This window comes from Dietzia sp. NPDC055343 (assembly GCF_053645265.1).
Genome location: NZ_JBSHMJ010000055.1, coordinates 1 through 14,669, shown reverse-complemented (window position 1 = coordinate 14,669; position 14,669 = coordinate 1). Strand labels below are relative to the sequence as shown.

Sequence of the window (14,669 nt, the reverse complement as noted above, 5' to 3'; positions counted from 1 at the left end):
GGATCGACCGCGAGGCCGGCGTCGCCGGAATCTGGGGCAGCCAGGTCCTGCCGTTCATGGACCCGGCCGCCGTCGACAACTTCCTCGAGTTCGAGACTGCCGTCTACCAGTCCATGTGACGTGTGAGGCGGCTACTCGGTGAAGCCGCGATCACCTCGGTGCGACATCCCCGTTCTCGACGTCCACAGCGGGAGCCTGCCCATATTCGCTCGATTGGGCGTCCGCCCTGTGAGGGCATCCCCCTCACACTTGGAGCCGGTCCAGTGCGCCGAGGGTCTCGTCGCACCACGCGAGCCACGACCGCTCCCCCTCGATGCCCAGGTTGAGCACCCGGTACTGGAGCACCCCGCGCACATCCGAGGGCTCCACGGCGGGGAAGTCCCTCTCCTCGATGGCGAGGTAGTGCTCGAGGAGGTCCTTCCGTCTCCGGCGGTGATGCTCCAGGGCGTGGCGGAGCTCGTCCGTCCTACCGGTCACCGCGGCCGCCCGCACCCGCACGGCGAGCGTCGAGCGCATCGGCTCCGGCTCGTCCGGTTCGCCGACCCAGTTCTCGAGCAGGCCCCGCCCTTCGGCCGTCACCGCGAAGCGCTTGGGCTGCCCGCGCCGCGGCGGGCCCTCCTGCGGCAGCTCGCGAATGAGGCCGTCGGTGGTCAGTCGGTCGAGCTCCCGGTAGATCTGCTGGTGCGTGGCCGGCCAGAAGTAACCGATGGACTTGTCGAACCGGCGGGCGAGTTCGATGCCGCTGCCCTCCCGCTCGGTGAGCGAGGTGAGGATCGCGAACTTCAGGGACATCCGCTCAGCGTGCGGACGAGCACGTGGTGGTGGCGGCGGCGGTCGCCGAGAGCGCCCCGGCAGCCAACTCGTACTCGGTGCGCAGCCGGTCCACGAGCTCGCGGGAGGTGACGGTCGCCGTCACCGCGCCCACCCCCTGGCCGGCGCCCCAGATGTCGCGCCACGCTTTGGAATCACCGGCCTCGCCGGTGCCGAAGTCCATCGCGGACGGGTCCGACTCGGCGAGGTTGTCCGGGTCCATACCGGCCGCCTCGATGCTGCCGCGCAGATAGTTGCCGTGGATGCCGGTGAACAGGTTGCTGTAGACGATGTCGGAGGCGGTGCTGTCGACGATCATCTGCTTGTAGCCGTCCGTCGCCCGCGACTCCTGGGTGGCCAGGAACGCCGAGCCGATGTAGGCCAGGTCGGCGCCCGCGGCCTGGGCCGCGAGGATCGAGCGCCCGTGCGAGATCGCTCCCGAGAGCAGCAGCGGGCCGTCGAACCACTCACGGATCTCCTGCACCAGCGCGAACGGCGACTGGGTTCCCGCGTGGCCGCCGGCGCCCGCCGCCACGGCGACCAGACCGTCGGCGCCCTTCTCGATGGCCTTGCGCGCGAACTTGTTGTTTATCACGTCGTGCAACACGATGCCGCCGTACGCGTGCACGGCCTCATTGACCTCCTCACGCGCGCCCAGCGAGGTGATGACGATGGGCACCTCGTGCTTGACGATCGTCGCGAGATCCTCCTCGAGCCGGTCGTTGGAGCGATGGACGATCAGGTTGACCGCGAACGGTGCGACATACGCGCCGGGGTTCGCCGCCGCGTAGGCGGCGTTGCTCTCGGTGATCTGGTCGAGCCACTCGCCCAGCAGCGACTGCGGGCGCGCGTTGAGGGACGGGAACGAGCCGATCACGCCGGCCTGGCACTGTGCGGCCACGAGCTCGGGACCGGAGTAGATGAACATCGGCGAGGCCACCACGGGGACGGTCATCGGGCCGGAGAGAACTGGGGGAAGGGCCATCGGGCTTTCCTTTCGGGGCGGGAGGCGCGCACTGACGCATCGATTCCGACGGTACGTCCGCCCGCGCGTTCATGCAACAGTTTGCATAAAGATCGAGCGGGCCCCGCTGACGAGCCGCCACTACCGTCAGCACATCCCCTGGTGCACGGCAGGGAATGCGTACCGGGGTGACGGCTGGTCACCACGTAGTTGGGGGAGCCACGCACTAGAGGGCTGAGGCGGCGTCCAGAAGCGGCCCCAATGCGATGAGCATGACCAGCGACCACGCGACGTGGGTGATGCACGGGCCCAGGACGCCTCCGGTACAGCGTCGTTGAACCGCCGTAACTACACCGAGAATCACGGCGGCCAGTACAAGAAGCGGGATGCCGGTGGTCGCGGTCACCGCCGCGTAGACGATCGTCGTGATGATGACCGGATGGACCCGCTGCGTGGCGGAGTAGACGGCGCCGCGATGGAAACACTCCTCGGCGATCCCGTTGACGGCGGTGAGCGCGGCGACCGCCACGAGATTGCCGCGGGTGCCGTGCGCGAGGAGGTCGTCCACTGGATCACGTAACGCGGGGATCTGGGCGACGACGAGCGCGCCGGCACAGAAGAGCGCCACCAGCGCCACCGCGATGCCGACAGAGGTCACCACGGGCCGCCGGCCGGGGCGATACGGTTCGCTGCCGAGGTGGACGGGGCCCGAGGCGAACGCGCCGATCAACCACACCAGTGCCAGTGCGGCCGTGGCGGGATAGAACAGCGGGTCGCCAGCCGGGATCCGGAGCGCCCAGGCACTGACGATCACTCCGACGGCGAGCGTGACGATCACCGCGATGAGCCGACGCCGGCGCAGTGCCGACGGGTCCGTCGGGTCCTCGTCCCCGGTGCGTAGCGCTCGCAGGTACCGCCCGGGCACGGTGTCCGAGGCGGTCATCAAGGGTGCTCCGACAGGTACGCCGGGGGAACCAACTCAGCCGTAGTCGTCCGGCACGCGACATCCATGGTGGTTCTCGTCAGCTGCCCGCCTGCCACAGCACCGGGGGACGGACTCCGGCCCAGTCTGCGTCGGAGGGCAGCTGCGTGGCCGGGTCACCGAGAGGGTCGGCCTCCGGCCAGCTCGCCGGATTCCGCGGGCCGATCGGGACCCGCAGTGCCTGGCGAACCGCGTCTCGATAGCCGGTCCGCCCGCCGGCAGGGGCTCCCAGTACGGACTCCGCGTCGTCTCGATGAACGATCGCCTCGGAGCGCAGCGACTCGATCAGCGGGCCCGCCAACCCCCGGGGAAGGGGCGTGACGAGCCCGCTCCACAGCGCCGACAACGTGGGCGTCAGCAGCGGGACCGGCAGCATGATCCGTCGATGCAGCCCGGCTTCCTCGGCGAAGACCTGCATCATCTCGCCGTACGTCAGCACGTCGGGGCCGCCGACGTCGATCGTGCGGCTGTCCCCGATCGAACAACCGACCGCTGCGGACAGGTAGTGCATCACGTCGGCGACGCCGATCGGCTGGATACGGTTGCCCACCCACCTCGGCGTGACCATGGCCGGCAGGCGACTGGTCAGGTGCCGGATCATCTCGAACGATGCCGATCCCGAGCCGATGACGACACCGGCCTGCAGCACCAGCGCCGGCACGGACGACCCGAGGAGGATGCGCCCGACCTCCACGCGCGAGCGCAGATGGTCCGACAGATCCTCCTCGCCGGGCGGATGCAGGCCGGACAGATGGACGATCCGGTCGATTCCGGCGGCCTCGGCCGCACGGACGAAGGTCCGCGCGGTCTCACGCTCCTCGCGGACGAAATCGGGCGAGGTGCCCATGGCGTGGACCAGGTGGCAGGCGACATCGACCTGACTCAGCGCCGCCGTCAGTGTCTCCTCGTCCTCGAGACCGCCCTTATGGACGGTGACGTCCTCCCGCCACGGGACGTCCTCGAGTTTGTCCGGCGAACGAACGAGCACCGAGACACGCGCCCCGTCGGCCAGCAGCCGGGGGACCAGCCGAGAGCCGACGTAGCCTGTTGCTCCGATCACCAGGACCGCACGAGGTGCGGCAGCGGAATCGCCCCGGGGGGCGCTCATCGGCCGGGCCTGCCGGCGTCGTGCGCGGCCATGGAAGAGTTCGTCATCTCACAGCTCCACTGTGCCGCTCGTGCCCATATCGGGCGTGTGGTCGTCTCCGGACACCGCCGCGCGGACGAACGACGCGACGTGCGCGATGGTGGATCCGCTCGAGTCCCAGTACTCGGCCGAGTCGGCGTGGACGACGAGTCCGACGGCCGTCTCCGGGCCGTCCGGAAACCATGCTTCGGTCGCAGCGTTCCAGTTCTGGTCGACGGTCTCGCGGGAGTCGTCGACCTCCGCCCGGCCCGAGACGGACACGAATCCGTCGGAGGACTGCACGGAGACGTTGACCTTCGAGTCGGCGCGGACCTCGGTGACCAGATCACCGTCGCGCGGGGCGAGGAATCGGATCCGGCCGTCGAATGCGGAGTCCTGCCGCGTCATCGGACGGGCCTCGAGCCGGCCATCGGCCGCGGTGGTGGTGACCATGCAGATGGGCGACTTCTCGACGAGGTCGGCGACGATTTGCTCGGGCGAACGGGTGTCCTCGGACATTTCGGATCCTCTCGCGATCGCGGGTGGCCGTGTCATCGGCCCGTCGTGGGGACGGTACCGCCGCGGTCGCGATCCGAAAACCGCTAGCCGATCATCGGATCTCCTCGACGACGCTGGTGCCCGAGCCCGGACGCGACTCCCAGGTCCAGGACTCGTGGAACCGCACACGGCCGTCGCCCGTCACCTCGATCGTCGACTCGCAGACTCCGCCCGAGGTCTGCCCGTCGGTGCCCAGGTGCGAGTACCGGAAGCGCAGCACCTCCCCGGCGCGGGTGCCCACCAGGTAGCCGCGGACCACGGCGCCGCCGCCGTACTCGGCCCAGATCACCTCGCCGTCCTGGCGGTAGGTGAACACCGTCGCCTGCCCCACCTCGCCGTCGGCGGAATTGGTCACGCCGGCGAAGCGCCGCCCGTCGAGGTCGATGTCCTGCGGCGTCACAGCGGGTACACCTCGTCGGCCAGCGCTTCCGCCGCGGCGATCAGCGCGGACACCGCCGACGAGTCGAAGCCGCCCGCCGTCGGCAGGGGTGGGACCAGGGGGTCGACGACGACGACGTCGTGCGCGTTCACGGTGACCCACGGCGATCCCGCATCGGCCAGGGACGCGTGCTTGACGTCGTAGTACGCCGACCCGCTCCGGAGTGCCACCCCGGAGGCCCCGCGCGCGGCCGCGAACAGGTGCGGATGGAAACGGGTGGTCAGCCATGCCTGCCCGGACCGTGCGGGCAGTCCCGTGGCCCACAGTTCCTGGAACGGCACGAAACGCGCCATGGGCAGTTGCAGACCGGCGAGCGCGCGGCCCACCTCGTCGTCGTCGCCCCCACCGACGGTCCCCGCGTCGGCGGCGGCGTCGACGGCGGAGACGGCGTCGGCGGCGGAGGCGGCGTCGGCGGCGGAGGCGGCGTCGGCGCGGGCACACACCAGGTCCCACACCACGCGGTCCCCGCCGGGGATCGACTCCACCACGGTGATCCGCTCCCCCGGGATCTTCCAGGCGGCGAGGATCCGCGCGACTGCCTCGGCGATGACCTCCGGCTCCGCCAGATCCGACTGCGCACACAGCACGAGGTCGCGGGCGGCGTGGGGGTCGTCGGAGTAGACGGGGTGGTCGCCGGCCTCGATCCCGCCCCCGCCGGCAAGGGACAGCCAGCCGTCGTCGCCCACCAGATGGACGGGCGCGTCGGTGCCCGCCAGCAGGTGGCGAGACGCGGCGTCGCGGACGGTGACCAGATCGAACCCGGCCAGCGCGTCGGCGAGCGGGCCGACGTCCGCGCACGGGGTGAAGCCCTGCCCCGTGGCCACCACGGTCGCGTCGGCCAGCCGGCCGGCCTCCGCCGCGCCGGCCACCACGCCGAGGTGATGCGGCCACTGGTCGTTGACGTAGCCGCCGCCGATCAGATGGATGATGGATGCGCTGCGCAGTAGCTCGATGCCCGAGGCCAGCGCCGGGCGCACACCGAGGTCGGCGACCGACTGTCGACAGAAGGCGACGGCCGCGGCGGCGGGGGCTGCGGTGACGTCGGAGTCGGCGCCGGCCGCGGAGGGCTCGAACCCCGCGTACTCCCCCGCCAGGCGCCACAGCGTGTCGGTGAACAGCACGTCCGGGTGCTCGGCATGATGCAACACCGCGGCCTGGCCGGGCGTGTGGCAGTCCACCACCACGGGCGTACCGGGCAGGCGATGCCGCAGGTAGCGCAGCCAACCGGCCAGCAGCTGCTCGTCGCCGTGGTTCGGGTGACCGGCCGGGGCCACCAGGTAGATCGGCCGACTCTCGTCGCGGGGCCGGCCCCAGCGGGCGTCCGCCGCGGCGCGCAGCCCGTCCAGCGAGCGACGCGCCCGCTGCCGGAGCCCGGCGGCGACACGATCCGGCAGACGCTCACCCGGCGAGGGCGGCGACGGATCGACGGACGCGGCACGGCGCAGCGGGGACGACATGGCTCCACCCTGCCGCACCGCGCCCGACGCCCAGCGGCCCACCCCAGGTCATGCGTCCAGGTGACGCGGGAACCTACCGCCTCGGCGCCGGCCGGCTGAGGTGCCGGGTCAGATCTTGACGACCATCTTTCCGACGTTCGCGCCGCCCATCATGTCGAGGAACGCGTCGACGGCATTGTCGATCCCGTCCACCACGGTCTCGTCGAAGACCAGCTCGCCGGAGGCCACCCACGGGGCGACCTTGGACACGAACTCCTTGTAGTGGCCCATCTGCTTGTTGATCGTGAAGCCCTGCATCGTCAGCCGGCGCGTGATCATGAGCCAGAGGTTGTCGGGCCCGGGGGCGCGCTCGGTGGAGTTGTAGGAACTGATCGCGCCGCACATCGCGATGCGGCCCTCGTCGTTCATCAGGTCCAGCGCCGCCTCGAGGTGGTCGCCGCCCACGTTGTCGAAGTAGACGTCGATCCCCTCTCCCTCCACGTCGCCGAAGTGCCCGCGCAGGAGCGTGCGGATCGGGCCGTCCTTGTAGTTCACCGCCGCGTCGAACCCGTACCGTCCGGTGACCGTGTCCACCTTCTCCTTGCTGCCGGCCGAGCCGACGACCTTCGAGGCCCCCTCGAGCCGCGCGATCTGCCCCACCGCCGAACCGACCGACCCGGCAGCGCCCGAGACGAACACCGTGTCCCCGGCCGTGAACCGCGCGACGTGCATGAGCCCCACGTACGCGGTGAGCCCGGTGGTGCCGAGGATCCCCAGGTGCGCGGAGTTCGGCACGCCGTCGATCTCCCGGACCACCCGGAACTGCCGGCCCGGCCCCTGGGCCACGTCCCGCCACCCGAGGTCGTGCAGGACCACCGCGCCCACCGGATGCTCGTCCGAGCGGGACTCGACCACGCGGCCCACCGCCCCACCGGTCATGGTCTGGTCGAGCTCGAACGGCGGGATGTAGGAGCGGCCCTCGTTCATCCGGCCGCGCATGTACGGGTCGACGGAGACGAACTCGTTCGCCACCCGGATCTCCCCTTCTCCGAGCTCCGGGAGTTCGACGGTGACCGTGCGGAAGTTCTCGTGCGTCGGCCACCCGCGGGGTCGGCTGGCGAGCTGGATCTGAGTGCTGGTCGTCATGCCTACTGTCTACGCCCCCTCGCGGCGGGGCTGCCGAGGCCCGCCGCTCTAGTAGGCTTCGCGTTCGTGCAGGACCAGTCCCATCCCGATACCACCTCGGCGACGCTCCCCGACGAGCGCGCACGCGGCGAGATCGTCAATGACTCCCAGACCTTCCGCCGTGCCGTGGGCGACCTCCGGCAGGGGCTGCACCAGCGCGAGCTGTGGCTTTCCCTCGGCTGGCAGGACATCAAGCAGCGGTACCGGCGCTCCACGCTCGGGCCCCTGTGGATCACCATCGCCACCGGCGTCATGGCCGTGGCGCTGGGGTTCCTCTACTCCATCCTGTTCCAGATCCCGCTCGCCGACTTCCTGCCCCACGTCACCGTGGGCCTGATCATGTGGGGTTTCATCTCCGGATGCATCAAGGAGGGCTCCGAGGTCTTCATCGCCAACGAGGGCCTGATCAGGCAGCTGCCCAGCGCGCTGAGCGTGCACGTCTACCGGCTGGTCTGGCGTCAGTTCCTGTTCCTGCTGCACAACCTGGTCATCTGGGTGGTGCTCATGATCGTCTTCCCGCGCCCGCTGGGCTGGGAGCTGCTGCTGTCGGTCCTGGGCCTGGCGGTGCTCATGATCAACGGCGTCTGGGTGTCGATGCTGTTCGGCATCCTGGCCACCCGTTTCCGCGACATCGCGCCGCTGCTCGACTCGATGGTGCAGCTGCTGTTCTACATGACCCCCATCGTGTGGACCACGCAGACGCTGTACGAGCAGGGGGGTCAGATCGCCGACCGGGCCCGTATCGCCGAACTCAACCCGCTCTACCACTACCTGGAGATCGTCCGCGCGCCCATGCTCGGGCAGCCCGTCGCCGCCTACCACTGGTGGATCGTCCTGGGCTGCACCGCCGTCGGCCTGCTGCTGGCCTTCCTCGTCCTGCGTAAGTTCCGCTCCCGAGTCCCGTACTGGGTGTAGGAGGTACAACCCATGAGTCCTGCTGCGCCCACTCCCGGCGGCGTGTCCATCGACTGCGTCGACGCCTGCGTGGACTTCCCGATCTTCGACGCCAAGTCGCGGTCGCTCAAGAAGGCCGTCCTCGGGTCCGCAGGCGGCGCGATCGGGCGGAACGCGTCCAACGTCGTCGTCGTCGAAGCCCTCAAGGACATCACCCTCTCCCTCCGCGAGGGAGACCGCATCGGCCTGGTCGGACACAACGGCGCCGGCAAGTCCACGCTGCTCCGGCTGCTTTCGGGCATCTACGAGCCCACCCGCGGCGCCGCACGGATCCGCGGCCGCGTGGCGCCCGTGTTCGACCTGGGCGTGGGCATGGACCCGGAGATCTCCGGCTACGAGAACATCATCATCCGCGGTCTGTTCCTCGGGCAGACGCGCAAGCAGATGAAGGCCAAGGTCGAGGAGATCGCCGACTTCACCGAGCTCGGTGACTACCTCGACATGCCGCTGCGCACCTACTCCACCGGCATGCGCGTGCGGCTCGCGATGGGCGTGGTGACCTCGATCGATCCCGAGATCCTGCTGCTGGACGAGGGCATCGGCGCCGTGGACGCGGAGTTCATGAAGAAGGCGCGCGTGAAGCTGGCCGACCTGGTCTCGCGCTCCGGCATCCTGGTGTTCGCCTCGCACTCCAACGAGTTCCTCGCGCAGCTGTGCGACTCCGCGATGTGGATTGACCACGGCCGGATCCGGCAGAGCGGCGGCATCGAGGAGATCGTCACCGCCTACGAGGGGCCCGAGGCCGGCCGCTCGATCGCGGAATACATGGAGAGGATGAAGCGTGAGGGCTGAGGCCGGGGCGGGGTCCGGCGGCTCCGGCGCGGGCGGCGCGCAGGCCGGCGGCGCGCTGGCGGACCGCGCGGGCGGCGCGCAGGCCGGCGAAGGCGTCGACGAGTTGCGCGCCCAGAATGGCGCAAACAGGGCGCGTAACCAGGTCGAAAGTGAGCATTCCGGGCGCGCAAGTGGGCAGCGAGCCGCCGACTCGCGGTGCGTGGTGGCCGTGGTGGTCACACATCGGCGCCTCGAGCAGCTCCGCGCCTCGCTCGAGGTGGTGTGCGGTCAGACCCGGCAGATCGACCACCTGGTCGTGGTGGACAACGCCGACGAGCAGTCCGTGCGTGAGCTGGTCGAATCGCAGCCGGTCGCGGCCACCTACATCGGCTCCAAGCACAATCTCGGCGGCGCGGGCGGGTTCGCGCTCGGCATGCTGCACGCCCTCGCCACCGGCGCCGACCTGGTGTGGTGCGCTGACGACGACGGCCGCCCCGAGGGCCCCGACGTCCTGGCCACCCTGCTCGGCTGCATGGACCGCCACGGCCTGGCACAGGTCTCGCCGGTCGTGTGTGACCTCGACGACCCCGATCGCCTGGCCTTCCCCCTGCGCCGCGGTCTGGTGTGGCGTCGGTGGCGCAGCGAGTTGTTCGCCGACGACCAGCGCGACGTGGCGACGAACCCGGCCGGCGCGACCGAGGCAACCGGGGCGCCCGGGGCGGGCACCGACCTGCTGCCGGGCATCGCCTCGCTGTTCAACGGCGCGTTGTTCACCGCCGACGCGCTCGACCGCGTGGGCGTGCCCGATCTGCGCCTGTTCATCCGCGGCGACGAGGTCGAGGTGCACCGCCGCCTGGCACGCTCCGGCCTACCGTTCGGCACCTGCCTGACCACCGCGTACCTGCACCCGCAGGGCTCCGACGAGTTCAAACCGATCCTCGGCGGCCGCATGCACACCCAGTTCCCGGACGACCCGGTCAAGCGGCATTTCACCTACCGTAACCGCGGCTACCTGCTGTCCCAGCCGGGCATGCGCAAGCTGATCCCGCAGGAGATCGTGCGATTCGGCTGGTACTTCCTCGTCTCCCGCCGCGACCCGGCCGGCTTCCGCGAGTGGCTGCGCCTGCAACGCATGGGCGCGGGCGAGCACTTCGACAAGCCCTGAGCCGGCGGGATGCGGCGAGGTTGCCGGGAGCGCATGATGGGCGTATGACCGACTGGATCGCCCTGCAAGCCCGCGCCGCCGACGTCTTCGAGGAGGCCCTGGCGGGAGCCACCGACTGGGATGCCGCCACGCCGTGCAGTTCGTGGACCGCGCGGGAGGTGCTCTCCCACGTGGTGGACGAGCAACTCTGGGTCCCGGGCCTGCTCGCGGGCGGGACTATCGACGAGGTGGCCGAGGACCTCGAGGGCCCGCTGCGCCGCCTGCGTGAGATGTCCGGCCCCGACCTCGTAGACCAGTGGAGTGGGGTGCGGGCGCCGGTGTCTGCCGCGTGGCGGGGGACGGACGCGGACACACAGGTCAACCTCTCCTACGGCAGCGCGCCGGCCGGGCACTATCTGGCCCAGCAGACCTTCGATCTGGCGGTCCACGCCTGGGACATCGCCGCCTCCCAGGGCCGCGACCTGCCGTGGGGCGACGATCTCGAGCAGGCCGTGCTGGAGTTCGTCCGGACCGATCTCGCCGAGAATCCCGCGCCGGACCTGTTCGACCCCCCGATTCCGGGTTTCGACGGCCCCGGTGCCCCCGCGCGCCACACGGCCCTCGCGCTGACCGGTCGCGACCCCGGGCGGTGGCCGCGCGGCTGACCCCGGGCGGTGGCCGCGCGGCTGACCCGGCCGGGCGCTAACTGACCGGCGAGTAAGTTACGATCGTGGCGTGCCCAAGACGATGCTGCACCGCTACTCCGCCAGCCCCACGGCGTTCCCCGTGCTGGCGTCGCTCTACCCGCCTCTGCTCGGGTCGGGGATCCGCATCCGCCACATCGCCCCGGACTGGACCAGCGGAGAGTTGACCATGCGGGTGGCCCCGTGGACCGCCAACACGAACGGCACGGCCTTCGGGGGCGCACTCTTCGCCGCCACCGACGTCCTCTACGGCGCACTGCTGTCCGGTCAGCTCGGTGGCGGCTACCAGGTGTGGACGAAGAGCGCGACGATCGACTTCCACCGGCCCGGCCGCGGCCGGCTGACGTGCAGGGTCGAGGTCCCGGCCACCGAGGCCGACATGATCCGCGACCAACTCTCCGAACAGCGCAGCACCAGCGTGGTGCACACCGCCCTCATCGTCGACTCCCGCGAGAAGGCCGTGGTCGAGGCCCGACACACGATGTCCGTCCGGCGCCGGGGCTGACCTCCTGCGGGAAGCGCCACGCCCCCGACGATCACCACGGTGAGCCCCAGAGCCCGTGCGGGTCACTGGCGGCTTCCCCGTGAGCGGGCAGGCGGATCTCGGTCGCCGGCCACCGCGCGGCCAGCAATCCCGCGGCCCTCCGGGGAACGCCCGCCGGTCCTATATCCGGAACCGTGCCCGGCCGCGGCAGTAGAGTCGCGGCCCCTCGCGCCTGTTCACGCACGATGATCACCGTCCAGCCGGCGCCCTGGAGCCGGGACTGGTGACGAGCGGAGGCCCTGTCCCTGCGTGCCCGGAGGGACTCCGTATCCCCCGCCTGCGACGACGTGCCCGACCGCACCGATGCCGATGTCGATACCGCCGATGCCGGTGCCGGTGGTGGTGAGGTGAACACAGCGCATCTCGCGACGGGATCGGCCAGCGGCAGTTCGACCATGTTTCTGCCCAACCGCACCTGGTGTCCGTGTCCAAAGTCCCCGCAACCCGCATCCGCGAGGACCATCCGCGCCCGGGATGACATGGCCGAGACCGACCGTGGGTCGCAGGCGCGCACGACCTGCTCGAAGTCGCGTGCCCCTCGCCCGCTCGGATGCTCGGCCGCCGCCCGCAGTTGGGCGGGCAGCTCCGCCACCATCGCGCACAGTCCCTCGACTGAGACCACCGCGTCCTCGAACTCGAGGTCCATGGCCAGGTCGCGGCAGGTCCGTAGCGGTGTCGTCACCCGAACGCCGTCGACCTCGGTGATCGCGTGCCCGGGCATCGCCCCGTATCGGTACACCCGCCCCTGACGGGTCCGGCGGGTGGCCGGGAGCCAGATCTCCGGTGGGGCGTCCTCCGGCGCCGAGTCGTCGCCCCACATCAGCGCCGCGCTGCGCCCGCGCAGGACACCGTCCGGAAAGGTCTTTGCCAGCGCGCGGCTGCGGATCTCAAGACCGTCGGCCTGGTCCTCGCGCCGATACATGCCATGCCAGATCCGGCGATAATGCCTCCTGACCAGCGAGGGCGACACCTGCTCCGCCAGTTCGGCCGACGTCAACGGTCCCGGCGGCAGCATCTGCAGCTCGAGCGGCCAGGGCTCACCGACGGGATCGGACAGTGCGGGAAACGTCGACGGGGCGATCGGAGCAGACGGATTCATGCCGTCCACTGTGTACTACGCGGCGGCTGCCACCCCGCCGAAAACGGGCGTCGAGCCGGTCACCTGTGGACAGGGGACGGCCTGTGGAGAAAGTCCCGCGCACGGCCCGGCGTGACTCGTCCCGCACCTGGGCTCACAGTCCGTAGAGTCGCGCCCAGTTCTCCCGCGTGGTCAGCTCGGCCTGTGCCCGTCGCCAGCGCTCCTGCGCGGCCGGGGTCTCGCGGACGAAGCGCGCGAGCAGCGAGGCCAGCCGCTTCTGGAGCTCGGAGGCACGGGCCGGATCCACCTTGCGGTGGTGCACCCCGGTCTGGGAGGCGTCGGTCACGTACACCTCGTCGAACAGCGCCACATGCCACCATGCGGCGTCCTCGTACGGGATCGCCACGACCCCCCGACGCTGCCGGCCGAGCTTCTGCACGAGCAGCCGCTTGGCCAGCACCTGGTCCTCGCGGTCCTCGCGCGGGATACCGACCTTACGCTCCATCGTGATACCGGCCGGCAGCGCCTCTACGCCCAGCTTGGCGGTTTCCGGGTACCCCGCGCGCTCCTCGCGAATCGCCGCCAACGCACGCTGTCCACCGTCCCCGACACCGAACGCGCCGTCGGGACCATCGAGGAACGCCTCGATGCCCCGCAGCCGCGTGGCCGCCAGCCCGTACTGCATGGCCACGATCGCGCGGAGCACGGTGCGCGCCAGGTTCTTGGCCATGTCCTTCGGGTCGATGCCCTGCCGGATCGAAGCCGTGACCAGTGAATTCCGCTGCGAGAAGAACTGGCCGAAGTCGTCGCCGTCCTTCCAGTAGAAGTCGGCGTGCCACACGGCCGCGCCCTGGAGCGTGCACGTGGGCATCCCGGCCTGACGGCAGCGCAACCCGTATTCGATGTCGTCCCACTGGAAGAAGTACGGCATCGGCAGGCCGACCTTCTCCACGGCCTCACCGGGGATGAGGCAGGACCACCAGGCGTTGTACTCGGCGTCGATCCGCCGCTCCTGCAGGTTCTCCACCACCGACTCGTCGCGCAACGCGAACTCGTCCGCATCCAGGCCGCCCTTGAGCTCGGCAAGAGCCGTGCGCTCGGCGGAGACCAGCAGGTAGTCCGGGTTGAACAGATACATCATCTGCGCGCCCACGAGCATCGGCTCCCGCGTCACCGCCGCGAAGGCGAACAGGCGCAGCACGGTCTCCGGCTCGACCCGCACGTCGTCGTCCATGAGCAGCACGTCCACGGGCCCCGGGGCCTCCGGTGCGGTGGCCTCGAACATGCCGCGACTGAATCCGCCGGCCCCGCCGAGGTTCGGCTGGCGAAGGTAGTGCAGGCGGTCGCCGAATTCCTGGGCCGCGTGCGCGAAGGCATCGCGGGTCTCCACCAGGTCGGTGCCCTGGTCCGTGACGTAGAGGTCGTCGATGAGGTCCGCCACGAGCGGATCGGACGCCAACGAGTCCACGGTGGCCGCGCAGTCATCAGCGCGGTTGAACGTGCAGATGGCCACGGCCGCGCGGCGGACCGGCCTCGTCGTCGTCGTACTCCAGGCGACGTCCGACACCGTCGACTGGGCGTCGACCGCGTGGAACTCCAACCACATCGCGCCACCGTCGGTGAACGTGTCCAGCGGGACGCGCAGCACCGCCATCCCGTCGCCGTCGTGGTGGACCATGTCCACCGTGCGCACGTGGGAGCCGATGTCGGAGGCGCGCGCCAGCACGTCCACCCGGCCGGTCGACTCGATCGACACCCGTACCGTCAGCTCGGTGAGATCCGTCCACCGCTGCCAGTAGGAGGCCTCGAACCGGCCGAAGTAGGTGTTGGTGTCGACGACCGCGCCAGGCTCGAGCCGCAGCTCCGTGCGGGTGCGGCGCACGATGCCGCGGCTGACGCGCGAGTAGAGGTCGTCGTTGACCCATTTGCGCGGGCCCGAGAACAGGGTCCGCTGGAGGAGCAGGTCGCGGTCGG

15 protein-coding genes are annotated in these 14,669 nt (G+C 70.7%); 5 read left to right on the top strand and 10 right to left on the bottom strand.

Features of this window, described 5'->3' with window-relative positions; translation table 11 throughout:
- Positions 1 to 243: 243 nt before the first annotated feature.
- From ACWIE7_RS17305 to ACWIE7_RS17270, 8 genes are all read right to left on the bottom strand, one after another.
- Positions 244 to 792 carry a PadR family transcriptional regulator gene (locus ACWIE7_RS17305; protein WP_454070080.1) on the bottom strand — a complete coding sequence of 183 codons (549 nt, stop codon included), beginning with the start codon at positions 790 to 792 and terminating at the stop codon, positions 244 to 246.
- A 4-nt stretch (positions 793 to 796) separates the two neighbouring features.
- Positions 797 to 1,795, bottom strand: coding sequence for an NAD(P)H-dependent flavin oxidoreductase (locus tag ACWIE7_RS17300; protein ID WP_454070079.1), 999 nt, complete (start codon positions 1,793 to 1,795; stop codon positions 797 to 799).
- Between the two features lie 205 nt (positions 1,796 to 2,000).
- On the bottom strand, positions 2,001 to 2,717 hold the full coding sequence (locus ACWIE7_RS17295; RefSeq protein ID WP_454057925.1) for a CPBP family glutamic-type intramembrane protease: 717 nt from the start codon (positions 2,715 to 2,717) through the stop codon (positions 2,001 to 2,003).
- Between the two features lie 79 nt (positions 2,718 to 2,796).
- Complete coding sequence (locus ACWIE7_RS17290; protein ID WP_454070078.1) at positions 2,797 to 3,864, bottom strand: NAD(P)H-binding protein; 1,068 nt, start codon at positions 3,862 to 3,864, stop codon at positions 2,797 to 2,799.
- A gap of 48 nt (positions 3,865 to 3,912) precedes the next feature.
- The gene (locus ACWIE7_RS17285) at positions 3,913 to 4,401 is read right to left on the bottom strand and encodes a pyridoxamine 5'-phosphate oxidase family protein (protein WP_454057927.1); all 489 of its coding nucleotides are present in this window, start codon (positions 4,399 to 4,401) and stop codon (positions 3,913 to 3,915) included.
- 91 nt (positions 4,402 to 4,492) lie between these two features.
- A complete protein-coding gene (locus tag ACWIE7_RS17280) occupies positions 4,493 to 4,840 on the bottom strand; it encodes a hypothetical protein (protein WP_454070077.1) in 348 nt (115 codons plus the stop codon).
- Positions 4,837 to 6,336, bottom strand: coding sequence for a polysaccharide pyruvyl transferase family protein (locus ACWIE7_RS17275; RefSeq protein ID WP_454070076.1), 1,500 nt, complete (start codon positions 6,334 to 6,336; stop codon positions 4,837 to 4,839). Before ACWIE7_RS17275 ends, ACWIE7_RS17280 begins: the two co-directional genes overlap by 4 nt.
- Positions 6,337 to 6,444: 108 nt before the next feature.
- The gene (locus ACWIE7_RS17270; protein ID WP_454070075.1) at positions 6,445 to 7,461 is read right to left on the bottom strand and encodes an NADP-dependent oxidoreductase; all 1,017 of its coding nucleotides are present in this window, start codon (positions 7,459 to 7,461) and stop codon (positions 6,445 to 6,447) included.
- Between the two features lie 66 nt (positions 7,462 to 7,527).
- Between ACWIE7_RS17270 and wzm the strand changes: the two genes are divergently transcribed.
- The 5 genes from wzm to ACWIE7_RS17245 all read left to right on the top strand — a co-directional run bounded on the left by wzm (position 7,528) and on the right by ACWIE7_RS17245 (position 11,578).
- Positions 7,528 to 8,415 carry a galactan export ABC transporter permease subunit Wzm/RfbD gene (gene wzm / locus ACWIE7_RS17265; RefSeq protein ID WP_454070074.1) on the top strand — a complete coding sequence of 296 codons (888 nt, stop codon included), beginning with the start codon at positions 7,528 to 7,530 and terminating at the stop codon, positions 8,413 to 8,415.
- Positions 8,416 to 8,427: 12 nt separating this feature from the next.
- The gene (gene wzt, locus ACWIE7_RS17260; RefSeq protein WP_230931178.1) at positions 8,428 to 9,246 is read left to right on the top strand and encodes a galactan export ABC transporter ATP-binding subunit Wzt/RfbE; all 819 of its coding nucleotides are present in this window, start codon (positions 8,428 to 8,430) and stop codon (positions 9,244 to 9,246) included.
- A gap of 199 nt (positions 9,247 to 9,445) precedes the next feature.
- Positions 9,446 to 10,390, top strand: a complete 945-nt coding sequence (gene glfT1 / locus ACWIE7_RS17255) for a galactofuranosyltransferase GlfT1 (protein ID WP_454070081.1) — start codon at positions 9,446 to 9,448, stop codon at positions 10,388 to 10,390.
- 44 nt (positions 10,391 to 10,434) lie between these two features.
- Positions 10,435 to 11,034: a TIGR03086 family metal-binding protein gene (locus ACWIE7_RS17250; RefSeq protein WP_454070073.1), complete on the top strand. Its 600-nt coding sequence runs from the start codon at positions 10,435 to 10,437 to the stop codon at positions 11,032 to 11,034.
- 70 nt (positions 11,035 to 11,104) lie between these two features.
- A complete protein-coding gene (locus ACWIE7_RS17245) occupies positions 11,105 to 11,578 on the top strand; it encodes a PaaI family thioesterase (RefSeq protein ID WP_454057933.1) in 474 nt (157 codons plus the stop codon).
- Between the two features lie 31 nt (positions 11,579 to 11,609).
- Here the strand turns inward: ACWIE7_RS17245 and ACWIE7_RS17240 are convergent, their stop codons facing one another.
- On the bottom strand, positions 11,610 to 12,716 hold the full coding sequence (locus ACWIE7_RS17240; protein WP_454070072.1) for a hypothetical protein: 1,107 nt from the start codon (positions 12,714 to 12,716) through the stop codon (positions 11,610 to 11,612).
- A 133-nt stretch (positions 12,717 to 12,849) separates the two neighbouring features.
- A partial coding sequence (locus ACWIE7_RS17235) for a glycosyltransferase (RefSeq protein WP_454070071.1) occupies positions 12,850 to 14,669 on the bottom strand: 1,820 nt, incomplete at its 5' end.